Here is a 24912-nt window from a genome sequence, read left to right on the forward strand (position 1 = left end):
TGGTACAAATAAAAACGAGGTTATTATACCATATCCCAACCCTTGGAATCCTTTTTCAGCCTGCACAAAAAAGAACAGCGTCCCAAGGAGAGCTGTTCTTTCTATACCTATTTTGATAATTGTAATAAGACCTACTGTTCCATTTGACGAGCCAAAAACCCAGCTGCTGTTTCAACGGCTTTATGCTCTACTTCGCCCATCGTCTGATCCTTTGAAAAAATCACGACAGCACCTATTGGGTCGCCATTCGCCACAATTGGGCCGACAGTATAAGAACTCATATCTTCATCAATTCCATTCACAAGCTGCACGGATTTTGCATCGCTCTCAAGCACGGAACTTCTCTGATCCATTGTTTTTTCCAGCATTTCGCTGATCGGCTTGTTTAAGTAGTCTTTTTTGGAACTTCCGGAGACGGCAATGTAGACATCACGGTCACAGATAAGCACTGAATGGCCAAGACTGTCATAAAGCGCGTCTGCATACTCCTTTGCAAAGTCTCCAAGCTCACTTATCGGAGAGTATTTTTTCAAAATGACTTCTCCGTCACGATCTACAAAAATCTCAAGCGGATCGCCTTCCCTGATTCTCAGCGTTCTGCGAATTTCTTTAGGAATCACGACCCGTCCTAAGTCATCAATACGACGTACGATACCGGTTGCTTTCATCTCTGGTGCCTCTCTTTCATTTGATGGTTATACAATGTGGGAAAGACCTAAAGCAGTTACTTTATGTACCTTCCGCCTCGCTTGAAATTAGTATCCGTCACATCAAATGTAATATACACCAGAGAGTAACAAAATTTACGTTGATGAAATGGTTTGTTTTTTCACATCTTTAAGGCCCTTCAGCATGCCCAGCACGGTTTCGAGCCATTCATCCGCAGTCTTGCCTTTCGTTTGAACGGAAATTTTGAGTTTTTTTCCTTCCATTCCCAGTCCGATTTGTCTGCCGTATTTGTTGCCAAGCTCAAACAGTTTCTGGCCGTCAATATCAGCACTAGCCTCTTCAGAAATGGTCAGCCTGACTGCATCTTTATCTTGCTTAATCAATTCGACCCGTTCATTTTTCGCATAAACCTTCATTTCAGCTACGGTAAACAAGTATTCAACTTCTTTTGGATAATTTCCAAACCTGTCAATCATCTCATCTTGAAGTTCATTTTTCTCTTCAATTGAAGCCACAGATCTGAAGCGTTTATACATATCAATTTTCTGTTTGCCGTCTTGAATGTAAGTTTCCGGAATGTACGCATCAAGCTCAAGATCAATTTCTGTTTCAAAATGCTCCGTTTTCGCTGTATCGCCTTTCCGCTCTTCTATGGCCTCTTTTAGCATTTGCGAATAGAGGTCAAATCCGACCGAATCGATAAAGCCGTGCTGCTGAGCGCCAAGGAGGTTTCCGGCTCCGCGAATCGTTAAGTCGCGCATGGCGATTTTAAAACCAGATCCCAGCTCCGTAAATTCTTTAATCGCCTGCAGTCTTTTTTCAGCTACTTCAGTAAGCACTTTATCCCGGCGATACGTGAAATACGCATACGCTACACGGTTAGAACGGCCGACACGTCCACGCAGCTGATAAAGCTGGGAAAGACCCATCTTGTCGGCGTCAAACACGATCAGCGTATTCACGTTTGGAATATCTACACCCGTTTCAATGATTGTTGTGCTGACGAGAACGTCTGATTCCCCTTCCAGGAAACTCAGCATGACAGCTTCTAATTCATTTTCTGTCATTTTCCCGTGGGCATACGCAACCTTCGCGTCAGGGACAAGCATTGAAATCTCATCTGCTTTCCGTTCGATATCCTCTACCCTGTTGTATAAGAAATAGACTTGGCCACCGCGCGCAAGCTCGCGCTCAATCGCCTCTCTGACAAGGGCACCATTGTATTCCACAACATATGTCTGTACAGGGAAGCGGTTTTCCGGCGGCGTCTCGATCACCGAGAGATCCCTTACGCCAAGCATAGACATATGCAGCGTACGCGGAATCGGCGTTGCTGTTAATGTTAATACATCCACATTGGCTTTAATCTGTTTGATCTTTTCTTTATGGGTGACACCAAAACGCTGCTCCTCATCAATGATGAGCAGCCCTAAGTCTTTATAAACAACATCTTTTGATAACAGTCGGTGTGTCCCAATGACGATATCAACCGTTCCGTTTTTCAATCCTTTGATCGTTTCGTTTGCTTCTTTTCTTGTTCTGAATCGGCTAAGCAGGCCGATATTCATCGGGTAGTCCTGAAAGCGCTCTGTAATGGTCTCATAGTGCTGCTGAGCCAAAATGGTTGTCGGGACAAGCAGTGCGACCTGTTTTCCATCAGCGATTGCTTTAAACGCCGCCCGGATGGCAACCTCTGTTTTCCCGTAGCCTACGTCTCCGCAAAGCAGTCGATCCATCGGCCGCTCTCTTTCCATGTCTTTTTTGATTTCGTGAATAGAGCGGAGCTGATCTTCTGTCTCTTGATAAGGGAACGCCGATTCAAATTCACGCTGCATTTCATGATCAGGAGAAAATGCGTAGCCCTTGCTCGCTTCCCTTTCGGCATACAGTTTAATTAAGTCATCAGCGATGTCTTGAACGGATGTTTCTACTTTTTTCTTAACCCGCTTCCATTCGCTGCCGCCTAACTTATACAGCTTCGGTTCTTTTCCTTCTGATCCGACATACTTCTGTACCTGGTCAATTTGTTCAACCGGCACATAAAGCTTGTCGCTTCCCTGATAGTGAATGTTTAAATAGTCTTTATGAATTCCATTGATCTCAAGGGTTTCGATCCCTAAATACTTTCCGATCCCGTGATTAATATGAACGACATAATCACCAATTTGAAGCTCGGAATAGCTCTTGATGCGCTCTGCATTCGTAAGCTTCTGTTTTCGAGGTTTCTTTTTCACGCGGTTTTTAAACAATTCTTCTTCAGTAATGACAGCAAGCTTCATTAACGGCAGCTCAAATCCTGATTGAAGCTCGCCTTCCATGATATAAACCTGTCCCTGAACAAGCGCCTTTTTGCTGTCAGTCATCGCCGCTTCGATTTCATAATCGGCCAAAACAGAAGACAGTCTTTGTGTACGTTCCTTATTTGCTCCCAAAAACACAACGGTGAAGTTTGATTTTTTAAACCGCTCCATTTCACCGGCAAGAACATTCATTTGCCCGTGGAAGCTCTGCATTTGTCTGCTGGATACATTTACGATATTTTGCGGGCTCGTATGCTGAACATGGCGTAAAAACAAAGAATAGTACAGCAAAGGCCGTCTTTGTTCAGCAGCTATTTTTTGGAAGCTGAATGACAGACTGATGTCATGCAAAATCTTCCCTTCCTCCAGCAGATTTGTGACAAACTCCGCTTCTTCCTTTTGAAGCTGCTCTTCCATTTCATGAATCCGGCTGACTTCGTCCAAAATAAGAAGCGTGTTATCAGGTGTATAATCTAGCAAACTAGCAGGTTTTTCATAAAAATATGAAAGGTACTTCACCAGTTCTTGATCTGTCTGGCCTTCAGATAAACGCTCTTTATCATGAGAAATATTCATATGCAGGATTTCTTTTTGCTTGTCGAGCTTTAATTTTTTCAAGCTGTCGGCAAGGCCTTTATCCATCTTCTCTATTGCACGTGCTTTTTCTTCAGCTCTGATAATCAGTTCCTTTGCCGGACCGATACTGATGGAGGTCAAGGTTTCAATTGACCGCTGATCGTCGGAGTTAAAGCTGCGGATGGAATCAACCTCGGTGTCGAATAATTCGATTCTGACCGGATGCTCAGAGGTCAGCGGATAAATGTCGATAATTCCGCCGCGAATACTGAATTCACCGGGTGCAGAAACCATATCAGACCGCTCGTATCCCACCTCTACCAGTCGGGATGCCAGCTGATCCGGTTCGATATCATGACCCACCTGAATGAGCATTTGGCTGTTTTTCCACACCTCTACCGGCGGCAGCATTCTTCTGACAGCCGCCACCGGAGCAACAACTATAGGCGTTTCTCCGTTTGTTAATCTATTAATGACATCTAAGCGCTGCGCCCGCAGTTCAGGGCTAGCCACCGCGATTTCTGATGATATGAGTTCATTGACGGGGTACAGAAGGACAGACCGATCTCCAAGAAGTGAAGTCAGATCATCCGTTACTTTCTGAGCTTGGTATAAATTATGGGTGATTAGAAAGATAGGCTTATTCGTTTCATTAGCCAGAGCAGAAGTAAAAACAGAACGCGCGGAACCTGAAAGACCCGCGAGCAGTTGTTCCTTCAGCCCCTCGTTTAAACCGTTGACGATGGATTTGAAGTCATCGCTTTCTTTAATAAAGGTTTGAATGTTGTCCATATGGCCCCTCCTCTCTGTTTTCTGTAAGAACAGAAAAACGCTTTGGTCTAGTGTCTACACCAAAGCTTTTTATTGAATAAATGTGTGATGTTCGTGGTAATGCGGATTTCGTTCAAGCGCCTCTTGGCAATCTTCACATATTGTAAGAACATGGACATCTCCATTGTCTTTATATGAAATCATATCGTTTCTTTCCTCGTTTGTTAAGTGCTCAAATCCAAGTGAGTTTGTCGATACCATGGAAGATTCCAGACTTCCAACTTTTACTCCGCAATGACGACAATAATAATGCAAAGCCATACAAGGGACCCTCCTGATGAAAAAGTCATTTTGGTGTAGTATGGACTTTGATTATGTATTTTATACCTTCGCGTTGAATTCGTTCATAACCTCTAAAAATGGTTTGCTGAGAGAAGCCTCACAAGCCTTAACGGACTTTCCAATCGCTTCATCAATTGCTGGTGTTTCATCCTTTGTAAAAGCGCCTAAAACATAATCAACCACCTTCATCCCGTTCACTGGCCGCCCGATTCCGATGCGGATGCGATCAAACTCAGGCGTTCCGAGATGCTGGATCAGTGATTTGATGCCATTATGCCCGCCGGCACTGCCTTTCGTTCTTAGACGGATCTTGCCAGTCGGAAGATCAAGGTCATCGTAAATGACTTTTAAATCTTCGTTGTCTACATCATAATAATCCATTAAAGGCCGCAAACATTCTCCTGATAAATTCATATATGTAAGCGGTTTAACAAGTAGAACCTTTTTGCCGGAAACAAATCCGGTTCCGTATAATCCGTTAAATTTGCTCTGGTTCAGCTCAATGTTCCATTCCTTCGAAAGCTGGTCTATTGCCATAAATCCGACATTATGCCTTGTATTTTCATAGTTCTTTCCCGGGTTTCCGAGGCCAGCAATTACAAGCATGGCAAATCCTCCCTTAGTCACATAAGCTCCCGCTCTAACACGGGCTATAATTCTTCTCATTCTAGCACAAAAGACGTAACCGCGGGAGGGTTACGCCTTAAGCTATTATTGATCTTCGTTTTCACCTTCAGGCTGAGCATCGGCAGTTTCCTCAGCGTCTGTTTCTGCAGCATCCTGCTGCTGCGGAGGAAGAATAGAAGCCACAACTTCATCTGATTCGTGATTATAGGAGTAGTCACCGCCGGCAGGCAAGTCCTCAATCGTGAGTACATCATTTACATCAAGACCAGAAATGTCTGCCTCGATCGATTGCGGAATTGCTTTTGGCTTCGCCTTCACGGTAAGAGCGTAAAGCGGCTGTTGCAATACGCCTCCATTTTTCACTCCAATTGCTTCTCCGGTCAGATGAATCGGCACTTCCACTTCAATTTCTTCACTCATATTGACTACTTGGAAGTCAGCATGAGTGACCTCATTTTTCAGCGGGTCCGTTTGCAGCTCTGTTACCATGACAGCGTGCTTCTCTCCGTTGACGTCGAGTGTAATGACTGTATTCTTGCCTTCATCCCTCAGTGTTTTGATAAGTTCCACACTGTCTAAGGATACCGGTTTGTTTGCCGTGTCTTTTCCATAAATGATACCTGGAACATGTCCTGAAGTACGGATATCCCGAAGAGACGAACGGGTGAAACCTGTTCTTTCTTTTGCCGTTAACGTTGCCATATTCAGCACCATCCTATTATCGTTTTATTGTCCTATTAGAAACAATACCCATAACGATAAAGGTTTAAACCTTTCAAAATCGGTTTAGCTGAAAAGGTAGCTGACAGATTGCTGCTCATGAACGCGAATAATCGCTTCAGCCAGAAGCGGTCCGACTGAAAGCTGCTTAAACCGTTCAATTTTCTTTTCTTCAGGAAGCTTGATGCTGTTTGTCACAACAAGCTCTTTAATTGTTGAGTTATTAATCCGTTCAACAGCAGGTCCTGATAGTACCGGATGTGTACAGCATGCATAAACTTCTTTTGCTCCGTTTTCAACGAGCGCATTAGCTGCAAGTGTAATGGTGCCGGCAGTATCAATGATATCATCGATAAGGATAGCGGTCTTCCCTTCGATATTACCTACAATATTCATGACTTCTGCCACATTCGGTCTCGGACGGCGCTTATCAATGATCGCAATCGGCGCTTTTAGTCTGTCAGCCAGTTTGCGGGCACGTGTCACACCGCCGTGGTCTGGTGAAACAATGACGATATCTTCAAGGTTTTTGCCTTCAAAATATTCTCCTAAAATCGGAACACCCATTAAGTGGTCAATCGGTATATCAAAGAATCCTTGAATTTGCGGTGCATGCAGATCAAGCGCAATGACACGAGTCGCACCGGCAGTTTCAAGCAGGTTTGCGAAAAGCTTTGCTGTGATTGGCTCACGGGATCTAGCTTTTCTGTCTTGACGCGCATAACCGTAATAAGGAATAACAATGTTAATGGTTTTTGCAGAAGCGCGTTTCAACGCATCTACCATAATCAACAGTTCCATAATATGCTCGTTAACGGGGTCACTTGTAGACTGGATGATGTAACAGTCACATCCGCGAATACTTTCTTCGATATTAATTTGGACTTCCCCGTCACTAAATCTTGTGACAGAACACTTCCCTAATTGAACTCCAACTATATCTGCGATTTCTTTTGCAAGCTCTGGATTAGAATTCAAAGAAAAAATCTTTAAATTCTTATCTCCGTATTGATTAGACATGGATAAACCTCCGAATTTAGGATTATTTTTTATGAATATTTTTCACATAATCGTCTTTATTTACTTGTCTCGCTCTGGCAATAGCAAGTGCTTTTCCAGGTACATCTTCCGTAACAGTTGAGCCTGCCGCTACATAAGCGCCTTCTCCGACTGTGACAGGGGCAACCAAATTGGAGTTGCAGCCGATAAATGCGCCGTCTTCAATTTTCGTCAAATATTTATTCTTTCCATCATAATTGACAGTAATTGAACCGCAGCCCAAGTTGACGTCTGTGCCTACTTCAGCATCCCCGACATAGCTTAAATGAGAAGCCTTGCTTCGGTCTCCGAATTGCGTCTTTTTGATTTCAACAAAATTCCCGATCTTCACTTCATTCCCGATGACAGAATCAGGCCTGATGTGAGCAAAAGGTCCTATGTTTACATCATTCCCCACTTTACTGTTATTGACTACCGATTGTTTAATCACAGTACGGCTGCCAATTGAACTATTCATAATCTCAGTATGAGGGCCGATAATCGTATCTTCTCCGATTTGCACCTCACCTTTAATCACAGTTCCAGGATAAATCACAGTATCGCTTCCGATGACAGCTTCAGGAGAAATATACGTATTCATCGGGTCAATCAGCGTAACGCCATTTTGCATATGCCGTTTATTAATCCGCTCTTTCATAAACAATTCAGCCTGAGAAAGAGCAACTCTATCATTAACTCCGAGCGTTTCTTGGAAGTTACCAGTCTGGTAAGCGGCAACAGTTTCGCCTTCATTTTTGAGGATCTCTATCACATCCGGCAAATAATACTCGCCTTGAACATTATCGTTCGATACTTGGTCAATGGCCCGGAATAGAGCTTCATTATCAAAACAATACGTTCCAGTATTGATTTCAGTCACAAGACGTTCTTCCTCTGAAGCGTCCTTGTGCTCCACGATTTTTTGAACCGCTCCGCTCTCACCGCGAATGATTCGGCCGTATCCAGTCGGATCTTCTGCAACTGCAGTCAAGATCGTAGCTTTTGCTTCTTTTTGTGTATGTTCTTTCAGCATCGCTTCCATTGTCTCCGCTGTTAAAAGCGGCGTATCTCCGCAAATGACAATCGTTACACCTTTTTCGTCAGCAAGAAATGGCTGTGCCTGTTTTACAGCATGAGCAGTGCCAAGCTGTTCTGCTTGAAGCGCATACTCGCTTTTATCACCAAGCTGCTTTTTCACTTCTTCCGCACCATGTCCGACAATCGTGACAAGCTTCGTTAAAGATAACTTTAAGGCTTCGTCTACGACGTGCTCTACCATAGGCTTACCGCAAACTGGATGAAGGACTTTGTAAAGCTTTGATTTCATTCTTGTTCCTTGTCCAGCCGCTAAAACAACTGCAAACCGCTTATCCATTTAATGGCCTCCAATATCCCTTTTATCCATAGAAAAATATATCCTAAATATCAGTTGATTTCAAGGAGACTTCATGAAGTGCAAGAATTTTCTATGGGTGCATTTTAGTTTGAAAAATCAGAATTAAAAAAGGACTGCCGGAAAAAGGCTTGTCTCAGCCCTATCAGCAGTCCTTGCTTTTTGGTTATTTTTTAAGAAGCTCCAGCTTCTTCGAATTCTAATGCTTCAGTGTCACCCAGACGATGATACTCATTTAACACGGCATCTTGAATCTTTCCTCGCGTGCTTGAATTAATAGGATGAGCAATATCGCGGAACTCTCCATCAGGGGTGCGTTTACTCGGCATCGCAACGAAAAGACCATTGTTTCCATCAATCACACGAATATCATGAACAACAAATTCGTGATCCAGCGTGATGGATGCAATCGCTCTCATGCGACCATCGGTATTCACGCGGCGTAATCTTACGTCAGTAACTTCCACAGTAGTTCACCACCTTTTCCCTATATAAAAGCATTAGTGTATCAATTCCACGATTTTTTCTGAATTCCTGCTGTTTTTTAAAATATTTTTTGAAAAAATAGGATATACATACACAATTAGGTCATAACGCTTTTATTTCGGACATAAGGTAAATAAAAAAGTGATTCCGAGTTTACCCAGAATCACTTTTCTTATTATTTTACTAACGCAATAACTTCAATTTCGACTAATGCATCCTTTGGAAGTCTCGCAACTTCAACGCAAGATCTCGCCGGTTTGTGCGTGTCAAAATATTGTCCGTACACTTCGTTCACTTCCGCAAACTGTTCCATGTCCGCGATAAATACAGTTGCCTTTACAACTGTTTCAAAAGAAGCACCCGCTTCTTCCAACACCGCTTTTAAGTTGCTGAATACTTGATGCGTCTGCTCCTTAATATCACCGTTTACCATCTCGCCTGAAGGCGTCAAAGGAATTTGGCCTGAGCTGTAAAACATATTATTGACGATGATCCCTTGTGAGTAAGGTCCAATTGCCGCTGGGGCATGTTTTGTGTGGACTGCTTTTGTCATGATTCTGTCTCTCCATTCTTCAAAAGATTGTCTTTAAAAAAACGCAGAAAATTGCCATTCTGAATTTCAATGGACTTATCTTTCATGTTGATCGTTGAAAGAGTTAGAAGTGACATATATTCATCAACAAGACGTTCATCTACTCCTTCGGCTTCGACCAAGACGCCGATCCCCGCGACATTCGCATTAAACTCATCCAACAGGTTAATCATACCATTAATTGTGCCGCCTGCTTTCATAAAGTCATCAATAATGAGTACGTTTGAACCCGTTTTCATGCTTCTTTTTGCAAGTGACATCGTTTGAATGCGGTTTGAGGAGCCTGACACGTAATTAATGCTCACCGTGGAGCCCTCCGTTACCTTGTTATCCTTGCGCACAATGACGACAGGCACATTCAGATAACTTGCAGCTGCATACGCAAGAGGGATGCCTTTCGTGGCAACGGTCATAACAACGTCAATTTCGCGGTCCGCAAATACAGAAGCAAACAGCTTTCCAACCTTGGAGAGAACAGATGGCTTTCCTAAGATATCCGTTAAATACACATAACCGCCCGGAAGGATACGCTCAGGATTTGCCAATGACCGTCCAAGTGTCTGAACGAACTCTTCAGCTTCAGCCTGCTTCATCTTCGGAATATATTTGACACCTCCGGCTGCACCGGGAACAGTAAGCAAGGTACCAATCCCCTGCTGCTCAAAGGTTTGCTTTATAATTGTTAAATCTTCACTGATCGATGATTTTGCAGATTCATACCGCTCAGAAAAAAAGGTTAACGGTATTAACTCGTGCGGATGGGTTAACAAATAATTTGTTAAGTCCACCAATCTGCCGCTGCGACGAAACTTCATGAACTTACCCCCAAAATCCGAATATTTTAAGATCAATATAACTTAACATACGGATTTAATCAAGAGCGTTCTGTTCGCCGATCATTCTCACCGCATATACCTGATCGCAGAAGCCTCTTAACCCGTTATAAATCCTCTGTACCTTAGACTCATACTGAACCAGTCCAAACACAGTCGGGCCGCTTCCGCTCATTAACACAGCATCTGCACCAAAGCGTTTCATCTGGTTTTTGATCATCGCAACTTCAGGATGCATATCAAGCGTTACAGACTCAAGCACATTGCCTAAACGGCTGCACATCTTTTGAAAGCTCTTTTCCTCAATCGCGTCAATCATACCGTTTACATCCGGGTGTTCCACCTCATCAAGCTTCAGCTGTCTGTAGACCTCGGCCGTGGAAACGCCGATTGTCGGCTTCGCCAAAATGACCCAGCAATGCGGAGGCGGGCTGATGTGTTTAATCTTTTCACCGCGTCCGGTGGCAAGCGCAGTTCCGCCATAGACGCAAAACGAGACGTCTGAGCCAATTTCCGCGCCCAGCTCCGCCAGCGTTTCTGCAGAAAGATTTAAATTCCACAGTCTGTTCAGTCCTCTGAGTGTTGCCGCCGCATCACTGCTTCCGCCAGCAAGGCCTGCAGCCACCGGGATCACCTTAGTGATCATAATGGAAACTCCCTTTTTCACGTTGTATCTGTCTTTGACGAGCTTGGCAGCCTGATAAGCTAAGTTTCTTTGATCATCGGGCACAAAGCGGTTGTGGGATGAAACCCTCACTACATCTTCTGCCAGCTCCGTCAATTCAATCCGATCCGCTAAATCAATTGTCGTCATAATCATTTCGACTTCATGATAACCATCCGGGCGTTTTCGGGTAACGTCGAGTGACAGATTGATCTTGGCTGGCGCTTTTTCTAAAATACGCATAGCTTTCACCTACTTCTCCATCTAAACATAAGTATGAACATTGTATCACATTTGAAGTACGGGATGAACATATCCATATTGGAGCTATTATGTATTTACATCCAAAATCAAAAACCGGGGAACCATACGTCCCCCGGGTCACATTCCTTATCGGTTATTCTGGTTCTGAGCCATTTGCTGTTCGGCGATTTCAATTGCCCGTTTTACCATGTTACCGGCATCGCGGGCACGAATGCCGCCCCAACCTTCATTTTTTACAGTGTCGTAAAAACCAAGGTCCTTAGCCAGCTCATATTTAAACTCATCTGACATAACTCCACGACGTCTGCCCAAACGAAACAACCCCTTTTTTTAGAGATGATAACGATTCGTGCACGTCACGATAAAATGTGACCGTTTTTATCTTTTGTTTAATGACAGTGAAAATATCGAGAGAATTAATGGAAACCAAAAAAAGGCAAAACAAAAAGCAGTAAACAAAAAGTTCACTGCCCGTTAAAATGCTACTGAACTTGCCGCGTCATCATTAAATGTCAGCTCAACAGTCTCAGTCAAAATATCAGCATAACTGTATGAAACTCTTTCAAACGAGTTCTCGTCTTGATCTAGTTGTATCACAAAAACAGCAGGGTACGTCTCAGCTAAAATGCCCGAGCGCTCAATCGTTTTTCGGCGGCCACCGTTTGCTTTTAACGTCAGCCTTTTACCTAAATTTCCATCAAGCGACCTTTTAATATCGGACAACGTCTTCGCCATTGCATCCACCTCACTACATTTATTGTACAACACGAGCCCATTTTTGTCAAATAAAATTTAAATTATATCAACGTTAATAAGACGTTGTCAACAAAATTATTTTGACAAAATTCTATGATTCCTCAAATATTTTCCGCAAGTTTCGGTAAATTATGTATCATTATGCAAAATAAAAACCCCGAATAAATCATCTATCCGGGGTTAATTGGACTTATAAGGCATTCCGACCCTCAGTACTCCTCTTGTTTCAATGCCTCCAAGTCCTTTCTCTCTTGTCAGTGTATTCCGAAGCACTTCCCATACATTGATTCGTTCCATAAAAGGCGTAAAGCTGATTTTCGCTACGATATATACAGGATCAAGAGCGTGAATGTTTACTCTTGAAGGAGAACTCGCGAAATTCGCCCCCGCTCTTATTAGTGATTCAAAGTGGGATTGGCAAGCCCCCGCAAAAATAACAAGCTGATCTAAGTGAGGGATTTTTTTTCGGGCTTTATGAACTGTTTCGACAAAGTGTTTTGAATGTCTGTATGCGCTCAAATCATCAATGCCGCCCTTTTGCTTGGAGTATGCATCATGCCCGGTAATCACCAAGATGTCAGGTCGATATTTGTCGAGCAATTCTTCTATAGAAGCAGACATTTTCTTTTCGTGGCAATGAATGCCGTAAACCGGCACACCGATTTTTTTATAGACACTCAGGCATTTTTTTAAATACGCCTCATCACCATCCATATGAAGCACCTTGCCCGGCATATGAAAATAGTGCTCCTGATGCTGATACTGGCTTGTTGCATAGTACTCCTGTTTCTCTCTCAGCAGTTTATAATCCTGACGGAGCAACTCAAGTGATTCATTCATTCTGCTTTCATCTTTCTTTTTTCGCATCAGCTGCTCATCTTTTTGCACGGCCACCAAATCAGAAAAATACGCATCAGCAATCAGCCTGACTTCGTCACCATGCAAAATGGCGATTGAATTCCCTGTACTTGTTTGCTCTATCCCTATAATGCGAAACAAAACATCCATTTGATAGGATTTTCTGGCTACCATATCCCCTATTTGAAATTGCACGTTCCTCACTCCACACATAGACTAAGCCTCATCATGAAAGAAAGAGCCTTGAGAAAAGCGCCTTTTTTCGCTGAGTGCAAGTTTTTCTTATCATTGAATTTTAAGGTCCTTTTCTAGCCTATGTAGCGGCAGTCCATGTGGTGCGAAAACAAAAAGCCCTTTTAAAAAAGGGCTTTGTACAATCCGTTAGACAGCGCAGCGAACTCCTCAATAGACAAGGATTCACCTCGGCGCTTGCCGTCAATATTCGTTTCTTCCAGCACTTGCTCGATCGTTGGTTTTTTTGCTTTTCCATCAGGCAGATTGTTCACTAAGTTATTAAGCAATGTTTTACGGCGCTGAGCAAAACTCGCCTTAATTAACTGAAAGAAAAAGGCTTCGTTTTCTACATCCACTGCCGGGCCGTCACGGCGAATCAGCCGAATGACTGCAGAATCTACATTAGGCTGAGGAACAAATACCGTTTTCGGAACGATCATCACCGTTTTGGCCTCTGTATAAAATTGCACAGCAATAGAAAGTGAACCGTATTCCTTAGATGAAGGATCAGCTGCCATACGTTCGGCCACTTCCTTTTGCAGCATAACGACAATCCCCTTCAGCGGAAGGTTTTCTTCAAGCAGCTTCATGATAATCGGCGTTGTCACATAATAAGGAAGGTTGGCTACAACCATCACCTCATCACAGTCCTTAAATTGCTCTTCAATGACCGATTTGACGTCAGCCTTAAGCACATCTTGATGAATGACAGTGACATTGTCATAAGGGGAGAGCGTGTCTTTAAGGATCGGCAATAAACGCTGATCAATTTCAAATGCCACGACCTTTTTCGCCCGCTTGGCAAGCTGTTCAGTCAAAGCCCCGATTCCCGGGCCGATTTCAATGACACCGGTTTTCTCTGTCACTTCGGCGTGGTCGACAATTCTGTCTAAAATGTTCGTATCGATTAAGAAATTCTGTCCCAAACTCTTTTTAAAAGAAAAACCGTATTTCTTCAGTATCTCTTTCGTTCTATTCGGTGTCGCAATATCTTTATTCATTCTGTTCCTCCCGCATGACGGTATCGAGCGCACTCATAAAATCACTTTTTTTAATTTGAAACATTTGCAGCCGTTTTTGAAGCTGTTTGCCATTTGTATATCCGATTTTCAGCAAATCACCAAGACGTTCACGGCGGCGCTTTGCTTCAGATCCGCCAATCAGCCCGGCGTGAATCAGGTCTTCAGCAGAAATTTCACTCGGCTGTGCTTCCATTTCTTCGTGCACGTTTTCTAAACATGCCCTGATGCTTTCAATCGATGCGTGTTCTACGCCAATTCCCCGTTTGTTCTTAGGTTTCGCAAGATGCTTTGGCAAAAATGCATGCTTACAGCCAGGTACAGCCTCGGAAATGGTTTTTCGTATTTTTTCTCCCGGGAAATCCGGATCCGTTAAGATAATGACTCCTCTGGTTTCCTGAGCCAAACGGATTTGTTCAATCACATGATCACCGATGGCTGAACCATTTGTTTCAATTGTGTCTGCATCAACAGCCAATTTGATGCGGGCCGTATCGTCACGCCCCTCGACCACAATGATCTCTTTAATTTTCATTATTTCCTCCAAGACAAAATAAAAACTTTTGTATATTGATGAAACTTTTTCATATTTCGAGCGTCTAATAAGCAGAAAATACACTTCGTCTATTATAACGAAAAAAACAGAGGGCGCAAAACCCTCTGTATAGATAAGCATATATTAATTCAAGATTTTAATTTTAACTGTTTTATTTCCCCATCGGTAAGCCGATGATTTCTCAGGGAAAAAGACATCTATTTTATTCCCTTTAATCGCTGAGCCCGTATCAGCAGCAACAGCGTATCCATATCCTTCAACGTGGACTTTTGAGCCTAGCGGAATGACATTTGGATCTACTGCGATGACTTTTGCATTAGGATTATTTTTCAGATTAACACCTGTAGCCGTATGTCCTGAACATCCGCTGCAGCTTGCAGTATAAGCCGTAGATGATACTGTCATGACTTTGCCGGTTGATTCATTGCTCCGAGACACAACTGGTGTTGAATCGCCAGAAGCACTGACCTTTTCAATCTTCGGACTGCTTTGCTTCGTGCCGATCGCAACCACTTTATCTTTGCTTTGCTCGGCTGTTTCTTCTTTTACAAGCTCTCTGGAAACTTCTTCGCCGTTTTCCTTTACGACTTCATAATGTTTTTTGAGCTTGCCTTCTTTTCCTTTTTGAACGACCTTTTCTTGCCCTTTTTCAAGAGATGCGTCTTCTTGTTTTTTCACATCAAACGCTATTTTCTCTTCAACTACATCGGTGACCTTTTCGATACGAGTTATTGTAATATCAGCCTTTCCTTTCGTTAGCTTTTCGTCTAACGCAGGCTTGATTTTATCTTCGTCTTTTATGTTCATCTTTTGCTGTTTTAAAAAGTCAGCGACCGTAGTCGAAGTCGTCCAGATCTTCTTTTCTTTCCCCGCATCGTTCACAGTGACTTGGAACGCAGGTTCTATGTTAATTTTCATGTCTTTCGAAACTTCTGTATCTATTGCAGGATCAATTTGATCGTGTTCTTTCACATCAACATCTTGTTCGTCCAGTAATGCACCGACCGTTTTTGCTGTTGACCATAATGTCTTTTCTTCCCCGTTTAAAGTAAGCTTCACAGGTTTTGCAGCCTCATACACAACATTCATATCTGCTGTTATCTGTGTCTTTTTAGCAGGTGTGATCTTATCTTCGTCTCTTGTCTTTATATCGAGTGTTTCTAAAAGATCACCGACTGTTTTTGCATGTGTGCGTATATTTTTCTTTTTGCCGTTGATAGAAACTGAGACTGATTGTTTCGTCAGCTCATGAGCTGCGTACGCAGTCCCGCTTCCCGCCAGCAGCAAACAAGCAGCAACCAGAATGACTTTGCTTTTGCTAAGCTTTACGGAAAACAGCTTTTTCATTTTTTGTGTGATGAAAAACGCCTCCTTCTCCTCGGAGAGATTATATAGAGTATCTAAAAGGCTGTCAACCCTCCCTTCTCCTTCTCCTAAAAGCTCAGTGTCTTCTTCATTATCCTGAAACACACCGAGAAACGGAAGAAAGACTTGTCGACAAACCTATCCTATGAGGAGAAGAAAGCATGTAGAACTTTTATGGAAAAACGCCGGAACGGACAAGCTCTTACAAAACCTGCTAGCGTTTTTTGTCAGTTTATACGGAAAAGTCTTTTTGCATTTTCAGTCGTGATTGATGCAATTTCTTCAAAGGTTGTTCCTCTTAATTCAGCAATCTGCTCCGCCACATATTTTACATAGCTTGGCTCATTTCTTTTCCCTCGAAAAGGAGTTGGTGTAAGAAACGGACAGTCAGTTTCAATCAGCAGCCTATCATTCGGAATTTCCTTTACAACTTCCTTCGGTTTCTTCGCATTTTTGAAGGTGACAGGACCGCCAAATGACAAATAAAAATTCATCTTCATACATTCTCTTGCAACTTCGATACTGCCCGTAAAGCAATGCATGATGCCGCCGACTTCGTCTGCGCCTTCCTCTTTCAAAATGGCAACAACATCCTCTGTCGCATCACGGTTGTGAATAATAATAGGAAGATCGACCTCTTTCGCCAAGGCAATTTGTTTTCTGAATACTTCTTTTTGAACATCTTTAGGAGATTTATCCCAATGATAATCCAGGCCCATTTCTCCTATCGCTACCACTTTTTCATGAGCAGAAAGCTCTTTAATCCAAGCCAAATCTTCCTCTGTCATGTCAATGGCATCAACTGGGTGCCAGCCGATGGCAGCATAAATAAAATCATATTCCTCAATCATTTCCATCGCCCGGGTAATGGTCGGCCGGTCAAAACCGACGACTACAATACGGTCCACTTTTTCAGCTTTCGCCCGCTCAATAACCTCTTCTAGATCTGTGTTGTACTGTTCTGCATTTAAATGCGCATGTGTGTCAAATAACATAAATGAAACTCCTTTCTTGTCGAAACACAAAAGGTGTTCGACGAATTGTTACACGTGAAACACCTTTTGTTTATCATTATTTAATTCTTGTGCCTTTCGGTAAGGACTGATCGATGGATACGACTTTTAATACGCCGTCTGCTTCTCCTGCAAGGATCATTCCTTGAGAAAGCTCTCCTCTCAGCTTAACCGGTTTTAGATTTGTTACACATACGAGTTTTGTTCCAATAAGCTGCTCAGGCTTATAATGTTTTGCAATGCCGGATACGACTTGGCGTTTCTCAAAGCCAAGGTCAAGCTGGAGTTTCAGTAAACGATCTGCTTTTTTCACCGGCTCTGCTTCTATAACCTCTGCCACACGAAGTTCTACATTCATGAACTGATCAATCGTAATTTCAGGTAAACGGTCGACCTCTTGCGGCTCTTCTTCTTTTTTCTCTTCTTTAGCTGGAGCTGAGCCCTGCATTTTCTCTTTAATGTACGCAATTTCTTCTTCTGCCTCTAAACGCGGGAATAAAGGCTCGCCTTTTTGTACTTTTGTGTCTTTAAGCTGACCGAAAGCTGTAATGCTGTCCCAGGCTTTTAAAGCATCATCCGTGATGCCCAGCTGCTCAAACATTTTTACCGGTGTTTTTGTCAGGAACGGCTGAAGCAGTACGGCTGAAATACGCAATGATTCAGCAAGGTGATACATAACCGACTGCAGTTCTTTTTCTTTTTCAGGATCTTTGGCAAGAACCCATGGAGCCGTTTCATCAATGTATTTATTTGTACGGCTGATCAACTGCCATAACGTTGAAAGAGCCACCGAGAATTCCATATTTTCCATTGCTTTTTCATATGATTTCACTGTTTCCTCAGCCACAGAAGAAAGCGTCTGGTCAAATTCCGTTACGGCACCTTTATAAGAACCGATTTGCCCGTCAAAATATTTATTGATCATAGCAACAGTACGATTCAAAAGGTTACCTAAATCATTCGCTAAGTCATAGTTAATCCGTTCAACAAAACCTTCCGGCGTGAAGACACCGTCAGATCCAAATGGCACTTCGCGAAGCAGGTAATAACGAAGCTCGTCTAAACCGTAGCGTTCGATGAGTGTGACTGGATCAACAACATTGCCTTTGGATTTCGACATTTTTCCGTCTTTCATCAAAAGCCAGCCATGCGCAAATACTTGCTTCGGCAGCGGAAGATCCAGAGCCATCAGCATAATCGGCCAATAAATGGTATGGAATCGCACAATTTCCTTACCAACTAAATGAACATCGGCAGGCCAATATTTTTGATATAGCTCATCATTTTCTGTATCATAACCGAGTGCTGTTAAATAGTTGAATAGTGCGTCGATCCAAACATACACAACATGTTTTGGATTTTCCGGCACCTTCACACCCCAGTCAAATGTGGTGCGTGAAACAGCTAAATCCTCAAGGCCGGGTTTGATGAAGTTGTTAATCATCTCGTTTTTACGTGACTCCGGCTGAATGAAGGTTGGGTTTTCTTCATAGAATTTTAAAAGACGGTCAGCATATTTCCCCATACGGAAGAAATAAGATTCCTCTTTGATCAATTCAACAGGGTGCCCGCTGTCAGGGCTCTTCCCGCCAATAACCTCACCCTTTTCATTTCGTTCAATATCCACAAGCTGAGTTTCCGTATAGAATGTTTCATCAGGAATACTGTACCAGCCCTCGTATTCATCGAGATAGATGTCCCCGTTATCAAGAAGCTTTTGAAACACCTTTTCTATGACGACTTTATGCCGTTTTTCAGTTGTGCGGATAAAGTCATCGTTTGAGATTTCAAGCTGTTTCCACAGTTTCTGAATATCTGCCGCTGCGCGATCCACATACTCCTGAGGCGTAATGTTTTCCTGTTCAGCTTTTTGCTGAATCTTCTGCCCATGCTCGTCCGTTCCCGTTAAATAGCGAACATCAAAGCCTTTTAATCGTTTGTAGCGAGCCATTGCGTCACCCGCGACTGTCGTATACGCATGGCCGATATGTAATTTTCCGCTCGGATAATAAATCGGTGTTGTAATGTAAAATGTATTGTTTTCTTGCGGCATCTTGAAACCTCCCAATCAGAATGTCAAAAAGCTCCCGCCCAAAGGACGAGAGCGGCGATAAGTGCAAATCATATATGATTACCTATTTTTATATTTATCCTTTATCTATGATACCATCTTAGCCTTTAAGATCAAGGATATATACGTATGCCCCTAAAAAGAATAATTAAAATTAAAAATGTTTAATGAAAATAAAAAAAGTCTGTTCATGTCGAATTTTGTCGTATATAATCTTACGGTATAAAAAACCTTGGTTCGAAAGTCTTGATTTAAAAGGATTTTTCATAGGATAATAGCTTTATTAGAAAATTATAAAATGCTGTTATTCCGGTATTTTCAAAGCCATTACTGACTATAAGAACTAAATCTTACAATCAATAGTAAACAAAAGGATTGACGATTATTGGAAACCTTGTTATGCTATGAAGGTAAGGATTTTGTCGAATAATGACGAAGAAAAATATAATTTAAACAATAATTATCTCTTGGGAGGAGAATGTTTATGAAATCTACTGGTATTGTACGTAAAGTTGATGAATTAGGACGTGTAGTGATTCCTATCGAACTGCGTCGTACTCTTGGAATCGCAGAAAAAGATGCTCTTGAAATTTATGTTGATGATGAAAAAATCATCCTTAAAAAATATAAACCAAACATGACTTGCCAAGTAACTGGTGAAGTTTCTGACGATAACCTTAAACTTGCTGGCGGCAAATTGGTACTAAGCAAAGAAGGCGCTGAGCAAATCATCAGCGAAATCCAAAACCAGCTTCAAAACCTTAAATAATCATTTTTTACACAAAAAACGTTCTTGTTATGACACAAGAACGTTTTTTTTATTGCTGAATATGGTATGCATCATACATTTCACGTTTTGGGACGTTACGATCTACAGCCGCTTTTTTAATGGCTTCTTTTGATGTCGCTCCCTTTGAGATGTAATGCTCGACATGTTCTTTTGCAGATAGGTTCTCCCACCAATGTGTTTCTTCATCTGCTTCCTCAGCTTTATTGCCTTCGACCACAAGACAAAACTCACCGCGGATCTGATCCTCATTTGCCCAGTCTATCACTTCGGATATTGTTCCTCTTATAAACTCTTCATATTTCTTAGTAAGTTCACGCGTCACCGCAATGTCCCGATCTCCTAATATGTCTAACATCACAGACAGGGTTTCCTTCAATCGGTGAGGTGCTTCATAAAAAATAATCGTTTCTTGCCGTTTTTTGAGGACATCGAGTTCTTTCTTCTTTTCTTTTTTCTGCCTGTTGAGAAATCCGTAGAAAAAGAAAGGCTGCGGTACAATTCCTGAAGCGATCAGCGCTGTTAATGCGGCATTGGCTCCCGGCAGAGGAACAACATAACCGCCCATTTCCGTAAAGTCCTTGACGATTTCCGCTCCAGGATCAGAAATTGTCGGCAGTCCGGCGTCACTGACCAGCGCTATGTTTTTCCCGGACTTCAGCCATTCAATGATTTTGTGGCCGCTGCTTTCTTTATTATGTTCGTGATAACTGACAAGCGGTGTTTCAATTTCATATACATGGCAAAGCTTTTTTGTTTGCCTCGTATCTTCTGCAGCAATCGCATCCACTGATTTCAGCGTTTCGATCGCACGAAATGTCATATCCTCTAGATTTCCGATAGGTGTCGGAACCAAATAAAGAATCCCCATATCCGACTTTCCATTAAAGCTCATCTGGCGCCTTAACATATACAGCCTCCTTGCTGTTCCGTTTTTCTTCTATATAAAGCTCTTTTTTTCTGCGGGTCAGTTTTTTAAAGTAATATTCCGCCTGCATGGCTTCCCGCTTCGTTGCAAATGCCTCAGCAAAAATTAAATCAACCGGGCGTCTTGCTTTTGTATACTTTGCGCCCTTTCCATCGTTGTGAGTTTTCAGCCGTTTCTGCAGATCGTTGGTATACCCTGCATACCAGCTGTTGTCTTTGCACTGTACAACATAAAAGAAATGGTTATTTGTCTCCATATAAAATGGTCCTGATTTCTTTTGTATATTCATTTTGTTCGTTATACACGAACAGCGGAGGAAGTATTTTCAAATCTGGACGCCCGCCTTTTATGCCTTCAACCAAAATGGTATTGGCTTCCTTCCCTTGTTTCGGATAGACAAACTGAACACGCTTCGGCTCAATTTGATAAGCCTTCATCAATTCAAAAATTTCGAGAAGCCGGCCCGGACGGTGAACAAGCGCCGCCTTTCCTCCTTGCTTTAGCAATTTACTGCTGACTGAAATGACATCTTCCAATGTACAGTGAATTTCATGTCGTGCGATACGGAGATGCTCATTCAAATTTTGTTCGGCCTGTTTCGGTGTTTTAAAATAAGGCGGGTTGCAGGTAACAACATCATATCTATTATGCCCCAGCTTTTCAGGCATGTTTTTCAGATCATCATGTATGATTTGAATTTGAGCCTCCAGTTTGTTATATTCCACACTGCGGACAGCCATATCATGCAATCTTTCCTGAATTTCAACACCAAGGATATCTGCTTTTGACCTTGTACTCAACAGCAGCGGCACAATGCCGTTGCCGGTGCACAAATCAACAATTTTTCCTTTTTGAATCGGAACATAAGCAAATTTGGAGAGAAGCACAGCGTCCAATGAAAAAGCAAACACCGTTGGACTTTGTATAATCTTCATATCCTCTGCCAGCAAATAATCTAATCTTTCATCGTCATGTAATGAAACCATTTTCTTATCCTTTCCAGCACCTTTGAAAAAGGCTTCCGTCTGATGCGGAAGCCTTTTCCTTATTTTTTATTTAAGAATGACAGACAGAAAAGACAATCTTCTTTTCTGACGCTTCCATAGTGGACGTTACAGATATGGAATCCTTCCTGATACAGACGTGCCAGATTATCATATCCTTCCCCTATATCAGCTTGCTCTGTCTTCTGTGTTTTTGATTCTTTTTTATCAGCTTTAAACTTTTCAATCTGCTGCGTCGTATCGTCCAGCCGTTTACGCAAATGCTTATTTTCAAGCTGTAAATGATGATTTTCCTCAATCATCTCACCGATATGCTGCTTTAAATCCCCCAGCTGCCGGTAAAGCGAGCCGATTTGTTCTTCTAAGTTAATGACGGTATCAAATAACTCTTTTTTATCCAAGGTTCCACACCTCGTTAATCTGTGGTTTGTGCGGATACGACGCCCTCTTCCAAGAGCTCTTCCCAAGTATATTCTATCACTTTTTCACGGTTCATCAGTTCCACCTGAAGCACCCGTTCCAGAATATTCAGCCCGACGACTTTTGCAGGCCCGTTTGCTGTCGTAATCATTTCCCCTATATCCGGAAGCTGTTCCTTTGCAGTCTCATACTCATCGTTTTCGTATTTCAGACAGCACATCAGACGTCCGCAAAGACCAGAAATCTTTGTTGGATTTAAGGATAGGTTCTGATCCTTCGCCATCTTAATGGACACAGGTTCAAAATCTCCGAGGAATGTTGAACAGCAAAGCATTCTGCCGCAAGGGCCGATTCCTCCGAGCATTTTTGCCTCATCTCTCACCCCAATCTGGCGAAGCTCAATCCTTGTTTTAAAGATGGAGGCTAAATCCTTTACAAGTTCTCTGAAGTCTACTCGGCCGTCAGCAGTGAAGTAAAAAATCACTTTATTACGGTCGAACGTAAACTCCACATCGACCAGCTTCATATCCAAGCCGTGATCTATCACTTTCTTTTGGCATATTTCAAATGCTGATAAAGCTTCTTGTTTGTTTTCTTCTACAATAAGAAGATCGCGCTCGTCAGCCACGCGTATCACTTTACGGAGCGGAAGCACAACATCATGCTCATCCACCTGTTTATTCGCGACAACAACCTGGCCGTACTCAACGCCTCTGACAGTTTCTACAATTACGCAGCTGTCTTGTTCTATATGAAATCCATTCGGATCGAAATAATATATTTTACCCGCTTTTTTAAAGCGGACGCCAATTACATTGTACAAGCTTATCCCTCCTGCAACATTAACACCAAGTGCTCCATTAATCCCTGCACATTCACATTGGAATGAAGCCGTTTCTTTGCTTCTAAAACAGCAAGTATCTGGTTCGTAACGCTTTGTTGTGTTGATTGTAGCGCATGCTGTTTTATTGATTGGAATAAGTCTTGATAAATCAATTTATCTTCATTTCCTATTTGGATGGACAACACATCGCGATATATCAATAAGAGCATATCAAGACCCATTTCTTGATGGGTTTTTTCTTTGAAAAAGGGCATCCATTGATCTTGAATAAAGAAAAAGGCATGTCCTTTCCGCTGGTGTAAGACTTCATACAATTTTATCACTTTCGCTCTAGACTCTGCAAACTCATCATTTCGACTTAATTCGACTGCTTCTGCTACATTGTTGGTCATGTTCGCCAGGAGCCTCGCCATATGAGGCAAGACATCCTGTTCTATCAGTCGGTCTTCAATTGCTTTGGGCTGCAAAGGCTGAAAAGGAAGGGTTTGGCATCTTGAAATGATGGTATCCAATAACCTTTGAGGCTGCTCAGTGATAAGGATGGCCATTGTGTCTCTGTTCGGTTCCTCTAAAAACTTCAGCAGGCTGTTTGCCGCATTAGCCGTCATTTGATCTGCATGGGATATGATGTACAGCTTTTTATGCGATTCAAGCCCTGTTTTAGAAAACTCTGCTTGCAGCGCTTGAATTTGCGCCTTTTTAATCGATAACCCATCAGGCTGGACCAGATGGAGATCAGGGTGGTTCCCCGACTCAATCCGCTTACAATTTCTGCAGTTCTCACAAGGCTCTGCTTCGTCTTCCAGACAAAAAAAGCTTTTCGCAAGAAGCATTGCGGCCTCCAGCTTGCCTGTTCCTTTTTTGCCCTCAAATAAATAAGCGTGTGATAGTCTGTCCTTCTCAATACTATTATATAAAAGCTTCATTACTCTGGGCTGAAGCTCGGTCATTTCCTTCCAGGATATTGCCATTGTATCACTCTCTATGTGTAAAGGTTAATCAATAAACCTTTTATTTCGCCAATACGCTCCAGCAAATCAATTGCCGGTTTTTCCTGATCCATCATCTCTTCAGTAAGCTTTATCAATTTCTCGTCTATTTCTTTTACAAGTCCCAGCGTTCTGCTGTTTCCGTAAAGATCAAAGCTTTTCGACGTTTCATGTGAAAGGCCGCTGTCAACAGCTTCTTTGACAAAACGTTTCACAAGCCCTTTAAATCTTGCCAAGTCTTTAAAATTCCGTGATTTCGTCAGTCTTTTCCCAAATGCTTCTATGTCCGTTAACATCCTGGTCAGCTGATCAAACTTCAATTTGCTGCTTTGGTTCTCCATTGATGTTTTAAAAGATGCTGAAATCTCAGCTGTTTTCATAGAAGGAAGCTGCTTATTATCTATAAATGTGCGTATATCTTTATTAATTTTCACAGTTTCAAATCCTTAAAATTGATGAAATTCATCGACTGGAAGGACAAACACTGTCGCTCCGCCAACTTCAACTTCGACTGGATAAGGGACATATGAATCAGCATTTCCGCCCATTGGAGATACAGGAGCAATCATCTGATCACGTTTCTGTCCGTTTTCTTTAATGAGGCTCAATGCTTTATCGACCCGAATATCCTCGACACCAATCATAAACGTTGTATTGCCTGATTTAAGAAATCCTCCCGTCGTCGCAAGCTTTGTGACTCTAAAGTTGTGATCTGTTAAAGTTTTCAAAAGTCTGTTGCTGTCCTGATCTTGTACAACTGCCACTATTAATTTCATCTGTAAAGGCCTCCTTT

28 protein-coding genes are annotated in these 24912 nt (G+C 42.3%); 1 reads left to right on the plus strand and 27 read right to left on the minus strand.

The window, feature by feature from the left end:
* Positions 1–131 precede the first annotated feature (131 nt).
* From spoVT to metG, 19 genes are all read right to left on the minus strand, one after another.
* Entirely contained in the window at positions 132–668 is a 537-nt protein-coding gene (spoVT, locus tag DIC78_RS09880; protein WP_024123624.1) for a stage V sporulation protein T, read from the minus strand.
* Between the two features lie 135 nt (positions 669–803).
* On the minus strand, positions 804–4337 hold the full coding sequence (gene mfd / locus DIC78_RS09885; RefSeq protein ID WP_095714733.1) for a transcription-repair coupling factor: 3534 nt from the start codon (positions 4335–4337) through the stop codon (positions 804–806).
* Between the two features lie 69 nt (positions 4338–4406).
* Positions 4407–4637 carry an anti-sigma-F factor Fin gene (locus DIC78_RS09890; protein WP_024123622.1) on the minus strand — a complete coding sequence of 77 codons (231 nt, stop codon included), beginning with the start codon at positions 4635–4637 and terminating at the stop codon, positions 4407–4409.
* A gap of 60 nt (positions 4638–4697) precedes the next feature.
* Entirely contained in the window at positions 4698–5264 is a 567-nt protein-coding gene (pth, locus tag DIC78_RS09895; protein ID WP_044153493.1) for an aminoacyl-tRNA hydrolase, read from the minus strand.
* 105 nt (positions 5265–5369) lie between these two features.
* The gene (locus DIC78_RS09900) at positions 5370–5987 is read right to left on the minus strand and encodes a 50S ribosomal protein L25/general stress protein Ctc (RefSeq protein WP_024123620.1); all 618 of its coding nucleotides are present in this window, start codon (positions 5985–5987) and stop codon (positions 5370–5372) included.
* 84 nt (positions 5988–6071) lie between these two features.
* Complete coding sequence (locus DIC78_RS09905; protein ID WP_003218353.1) at positions 6072–7025, minus strand: ribose-phosphate diphosphokinase; 954 nt, start codon at positions 7023–7025, stop codon at positions 6072–6074.
* Positions 7026–7047: 22 nt separating this feature from the next.
* Positions 7048–8418 (minus strand): bifunctional UDP-N-acetylglucosamine diphosphorylase/glucosamine-1-phosphate N-acetyltransferase GlmU, encoded by a 1371-nt coding sequence (gene glmU, locus DIC78_RS09910; protein ID WP_024123619.1) that lies wholly within the window; start codon positions 8416–8418, stop codon positions 7048–7050.
* A 191-nt stretch (positions 8419–8609) separates the two neighbouring features.
* Positions 8610–8903 (minus strand): septation regulator SpoVG, encoded by a 294-nt coding sequence (gene spoVG / locus DIC78_RS09915; RefSeq protein ID WP_003218346.1) that lies wholly within the window; start codon positions 8901–8903, stop codon positions 8610–8612.
* A gap of 194 nt (positions 8904–9097) precedes the next feature.
* Positions 9098–9475: a 2-iminobutanoate/2-iminopropanoate deaminase gene (gene ridA / locus DIC78_RS09920; RefSeq protein WP_003226738.1), complete on the minus strand. Its 378-nt coding sequence runs from the start codon at positions 9473–9475 to the stop codon at positions 9098–9100.
* Entirely contained in the window at positions 9472–10329 is an 858-nt protein-coding gene (gene purR, locus DIC78_RS09925; RefSeq protein ID WP_106021675.1) for a pur operon repressor, read from the minus strand. Before purR ends, ridA begins: the two co-directional genes overlap by 4 nt.
* A gap of 55 nt (positions 10330–10384) precedes the next feature.
* Complete coding sequence (gene ispE, locus DIC78_RS09930) at positions 10385–11254, minus strand: 4-(cytidine 5'-diphospho)-2-C-methyl-D-erythritol kinase (protein ID WP_024123617.1); 870 nt, start codon at positions 11252–11254, stop codon at positions 10385–10387.
* Between the two features lie 147 nt (positions 11255–11401).
* Complete coding sequence (locus tag DIC78_RS09935; RefSeq protein ID WP_010332697.1) at positions 11402–11587, minus strand: small, acid-soluble spore protein, alpha/beta type; 186 nt, start codon at positions 11585–11587, stop codon at positions 11402–11404.
* Between the two features lie 162 nt (positions 11588–11749).
* Positions 11750–12010 (minus strand): biofilm formation stimulator Veg, encoded by a 261-nt coding sequence (gene veg / locus DIC78_RS09940; protein ID WP_024123616.1) that lies wholly within the window; start codon positions 12008–12010, stop codon positions 11750–11752.
* A gap of 201 nt (positions 12011–12211) precedes the next feature.
* Positions 12212–13084, minus strand: a complete 873-nt coding sequence (prtG, locus tag DIC78_RS09945; protein WP_024123615.1) for a sporulation-specific protease PrtG — start codon at positions 13082–13084, stop codon at positions 12212–12214.
* 161 nt (positions 13085–13245) lie between these two features.
* Entirely contained in the window at positions 13246–14124 is an 879-nt protein-coding gene (rsmA, locus tag DIC78_RS09950) for a 16S rRNA (adenine(1518)-N(6)/adenine(1519)-N(6))-dimethyltransferase RsmA (protein WP_095714729.1), read from the minus strand.
* A complete protein-coding gene (gene rnmV, locus DIC78_RS09955) occupies positions 14117–14677 on the minus strand; it encodes a ribonuclease M5 (RefSeq protein ID WP_044153503.1) in 561 nt (186 codons plus the stop codon). The genes rsmA and rnmV overlap by 8 nt, the downstream gene beginning before the upstream one ends.
* Before the next feature lie 144 nt (positions 14678–14821).
* On the minus strand, positions 14822–16045 hold the full coding sequence (locus DIC78_RS09960; protein ID WP_223203920.1) for a G5 and 3D domain-containing protein: 1224 nt from the start codon (positions 16043–16045) through the stop codon (positions 14822–14824).
* 245 nt (positions 16046–16290) lie between these two features.
* Entirely contained in the window at positions 16291–17058 is a 768-nt protein-coding gene (locus DIC78_RS09965) for a TatD family hydrolase (protein ID WP_127696178.1), read from the minus strand.
* 76 nt (positions 17059–17134) lie between these two features.
* Positions 17135–19129, minus strand: coding sequence for a methionine--tRNA ligase (gene metG / locus DIC78_RS09970; protein ID WP_127696180.1), 1995 nt, complete (start codon positions 19127–19129; stop codon positions 17135–17137).
* Positions 19130–19625: 496 nt separating this feature from the next.
* Here metG and abrB point away from each other — a divergent pair, with 496 nt between their 5' ends.
* The gene (abrB, locus tag DIC78_RS09975; RefSeq protein WP_003226760.1) at positions 19626–19916 is read left to right on the plus strand and encodes a transition state genes transcriptional regulator AbrB; all 291 of its coding nucleotides are present in this window, start codon (positions 19626–19628) and stop codon (positions 19914–19916) included.
* 49 nt (positions 19917–19965) lie between these two features.
* Here the strand turns inward: abrB and rsmI are convergent, their stop codons facing one another.
* Genes rsmI through darA form a run of 8 tightly spaced genes read right to left on the minus strand, consistent with a single transcriptional unit; the run spans position 19966 to position 24895 of the window.
* Entirely contained in the window at positions 19966–20844 is an 879-nt protein-coding gene (rsmI, locus tag DIC78_RS09980) for a 16S rRNA (cytidine(1402)-2'-O)-methyltransferase (protein WP_059334656.1), read from the minus strand.
* Positions 20819–21118 (minus strand): GIY-YIG nuclease family protein, encoded by a 300-nt coding sequence (locus DIC78_RS09985; RefSeq protein WP_010332689.1) that lies wholly within the window; start codon positions 21116–21118, stop codon positions 20819–20821. Before DIC78_RS09985 ends, rsmI begins: the two co-directional genes overlap by 26 nt.
* Positions 21105–21848: a tRNA1(Val) (adenine(37)-N6)-methyltransferase gene (locus DIC78_RS09990; RefSeq protein WP_106021672.1), complete on the minus strand. Its 744-nt coding sequence runs from the start codon at positions 21846–21848 to the stop codon at positions 21105–21107. The genes DIC78_RS09985 and DIC78_RS09990 overlap by 14 nt, the downstream gene beginning before the upstream one ends.
* Before the next feature lie 59 nt (positions 21849–21907).
* Positions 21908–22267: a replication initiation-control protein YabA gene (gene yabA / locus DIC78_RS09995; protein ID WP_010332687.1), complete on the minus strand. Its 360-nt coding sequence runs from the start codon at positions 22265–22267 to the stop codon at positions 21908–21910.
* A gap of 14 nt (positions 22268–22281) precedes the next feature.
* Positions 22282–23109, minus strand: coding sequence for a competence/sporulation regulator complex protein RicT (gene ricT / locus DIC78_RS10000; RefSeq protein WP_010332686.1), 828 nt, complete (start codon positions 23107–23109; stop codon positions 22282–22284).
* Between the two features lie 2 nt (positions 23110–23111).
* Positions 23112–24101: a DNA polymerase III subunit delta' gene (gene holB / locus DIC78_RS10005; protein WP_127696182.1), complete on the minus strand. Its 990-nt coding sequence runs from the start codon at positions 24099–24101 to the stop codon at positions 23112–23114.
* An 11-nt stretch (positions 24102–24112) separates the two neighbouring features.
* Positions 24113–24553, minus strand: a complete 441-nt coding sequence (locus tag DIC78_RS10010; protein ID WP_024123606.1) for a YaaR family protein — start codon at positions 24551–24553, stop codon at positions 24113–24115.
* A gap of 12 nt (positions 24554–24565) precedes the next feature.
* Complete coding sequence (darA, locus tag DIC78_RS10015) at positions 24566–24895, minus strand: cyclic di-AMP receptor DarA (RefSeq protein WP_003218295.1); 330 nt, start codon at positions 24893–24895, stop codon at positions 24566–24568.
* Positions 24896–24912: the final 17 nt, after the last annotated feature.

The organism is Bacillus halotolerans (assembly GCF_004006435.1).
Classification (GTDB): domain Bacteria; phylum Bacillota; class Bacilli; order Bacillales; family Bacillaceae; genus Bacillus; species Bacillus halotolerans.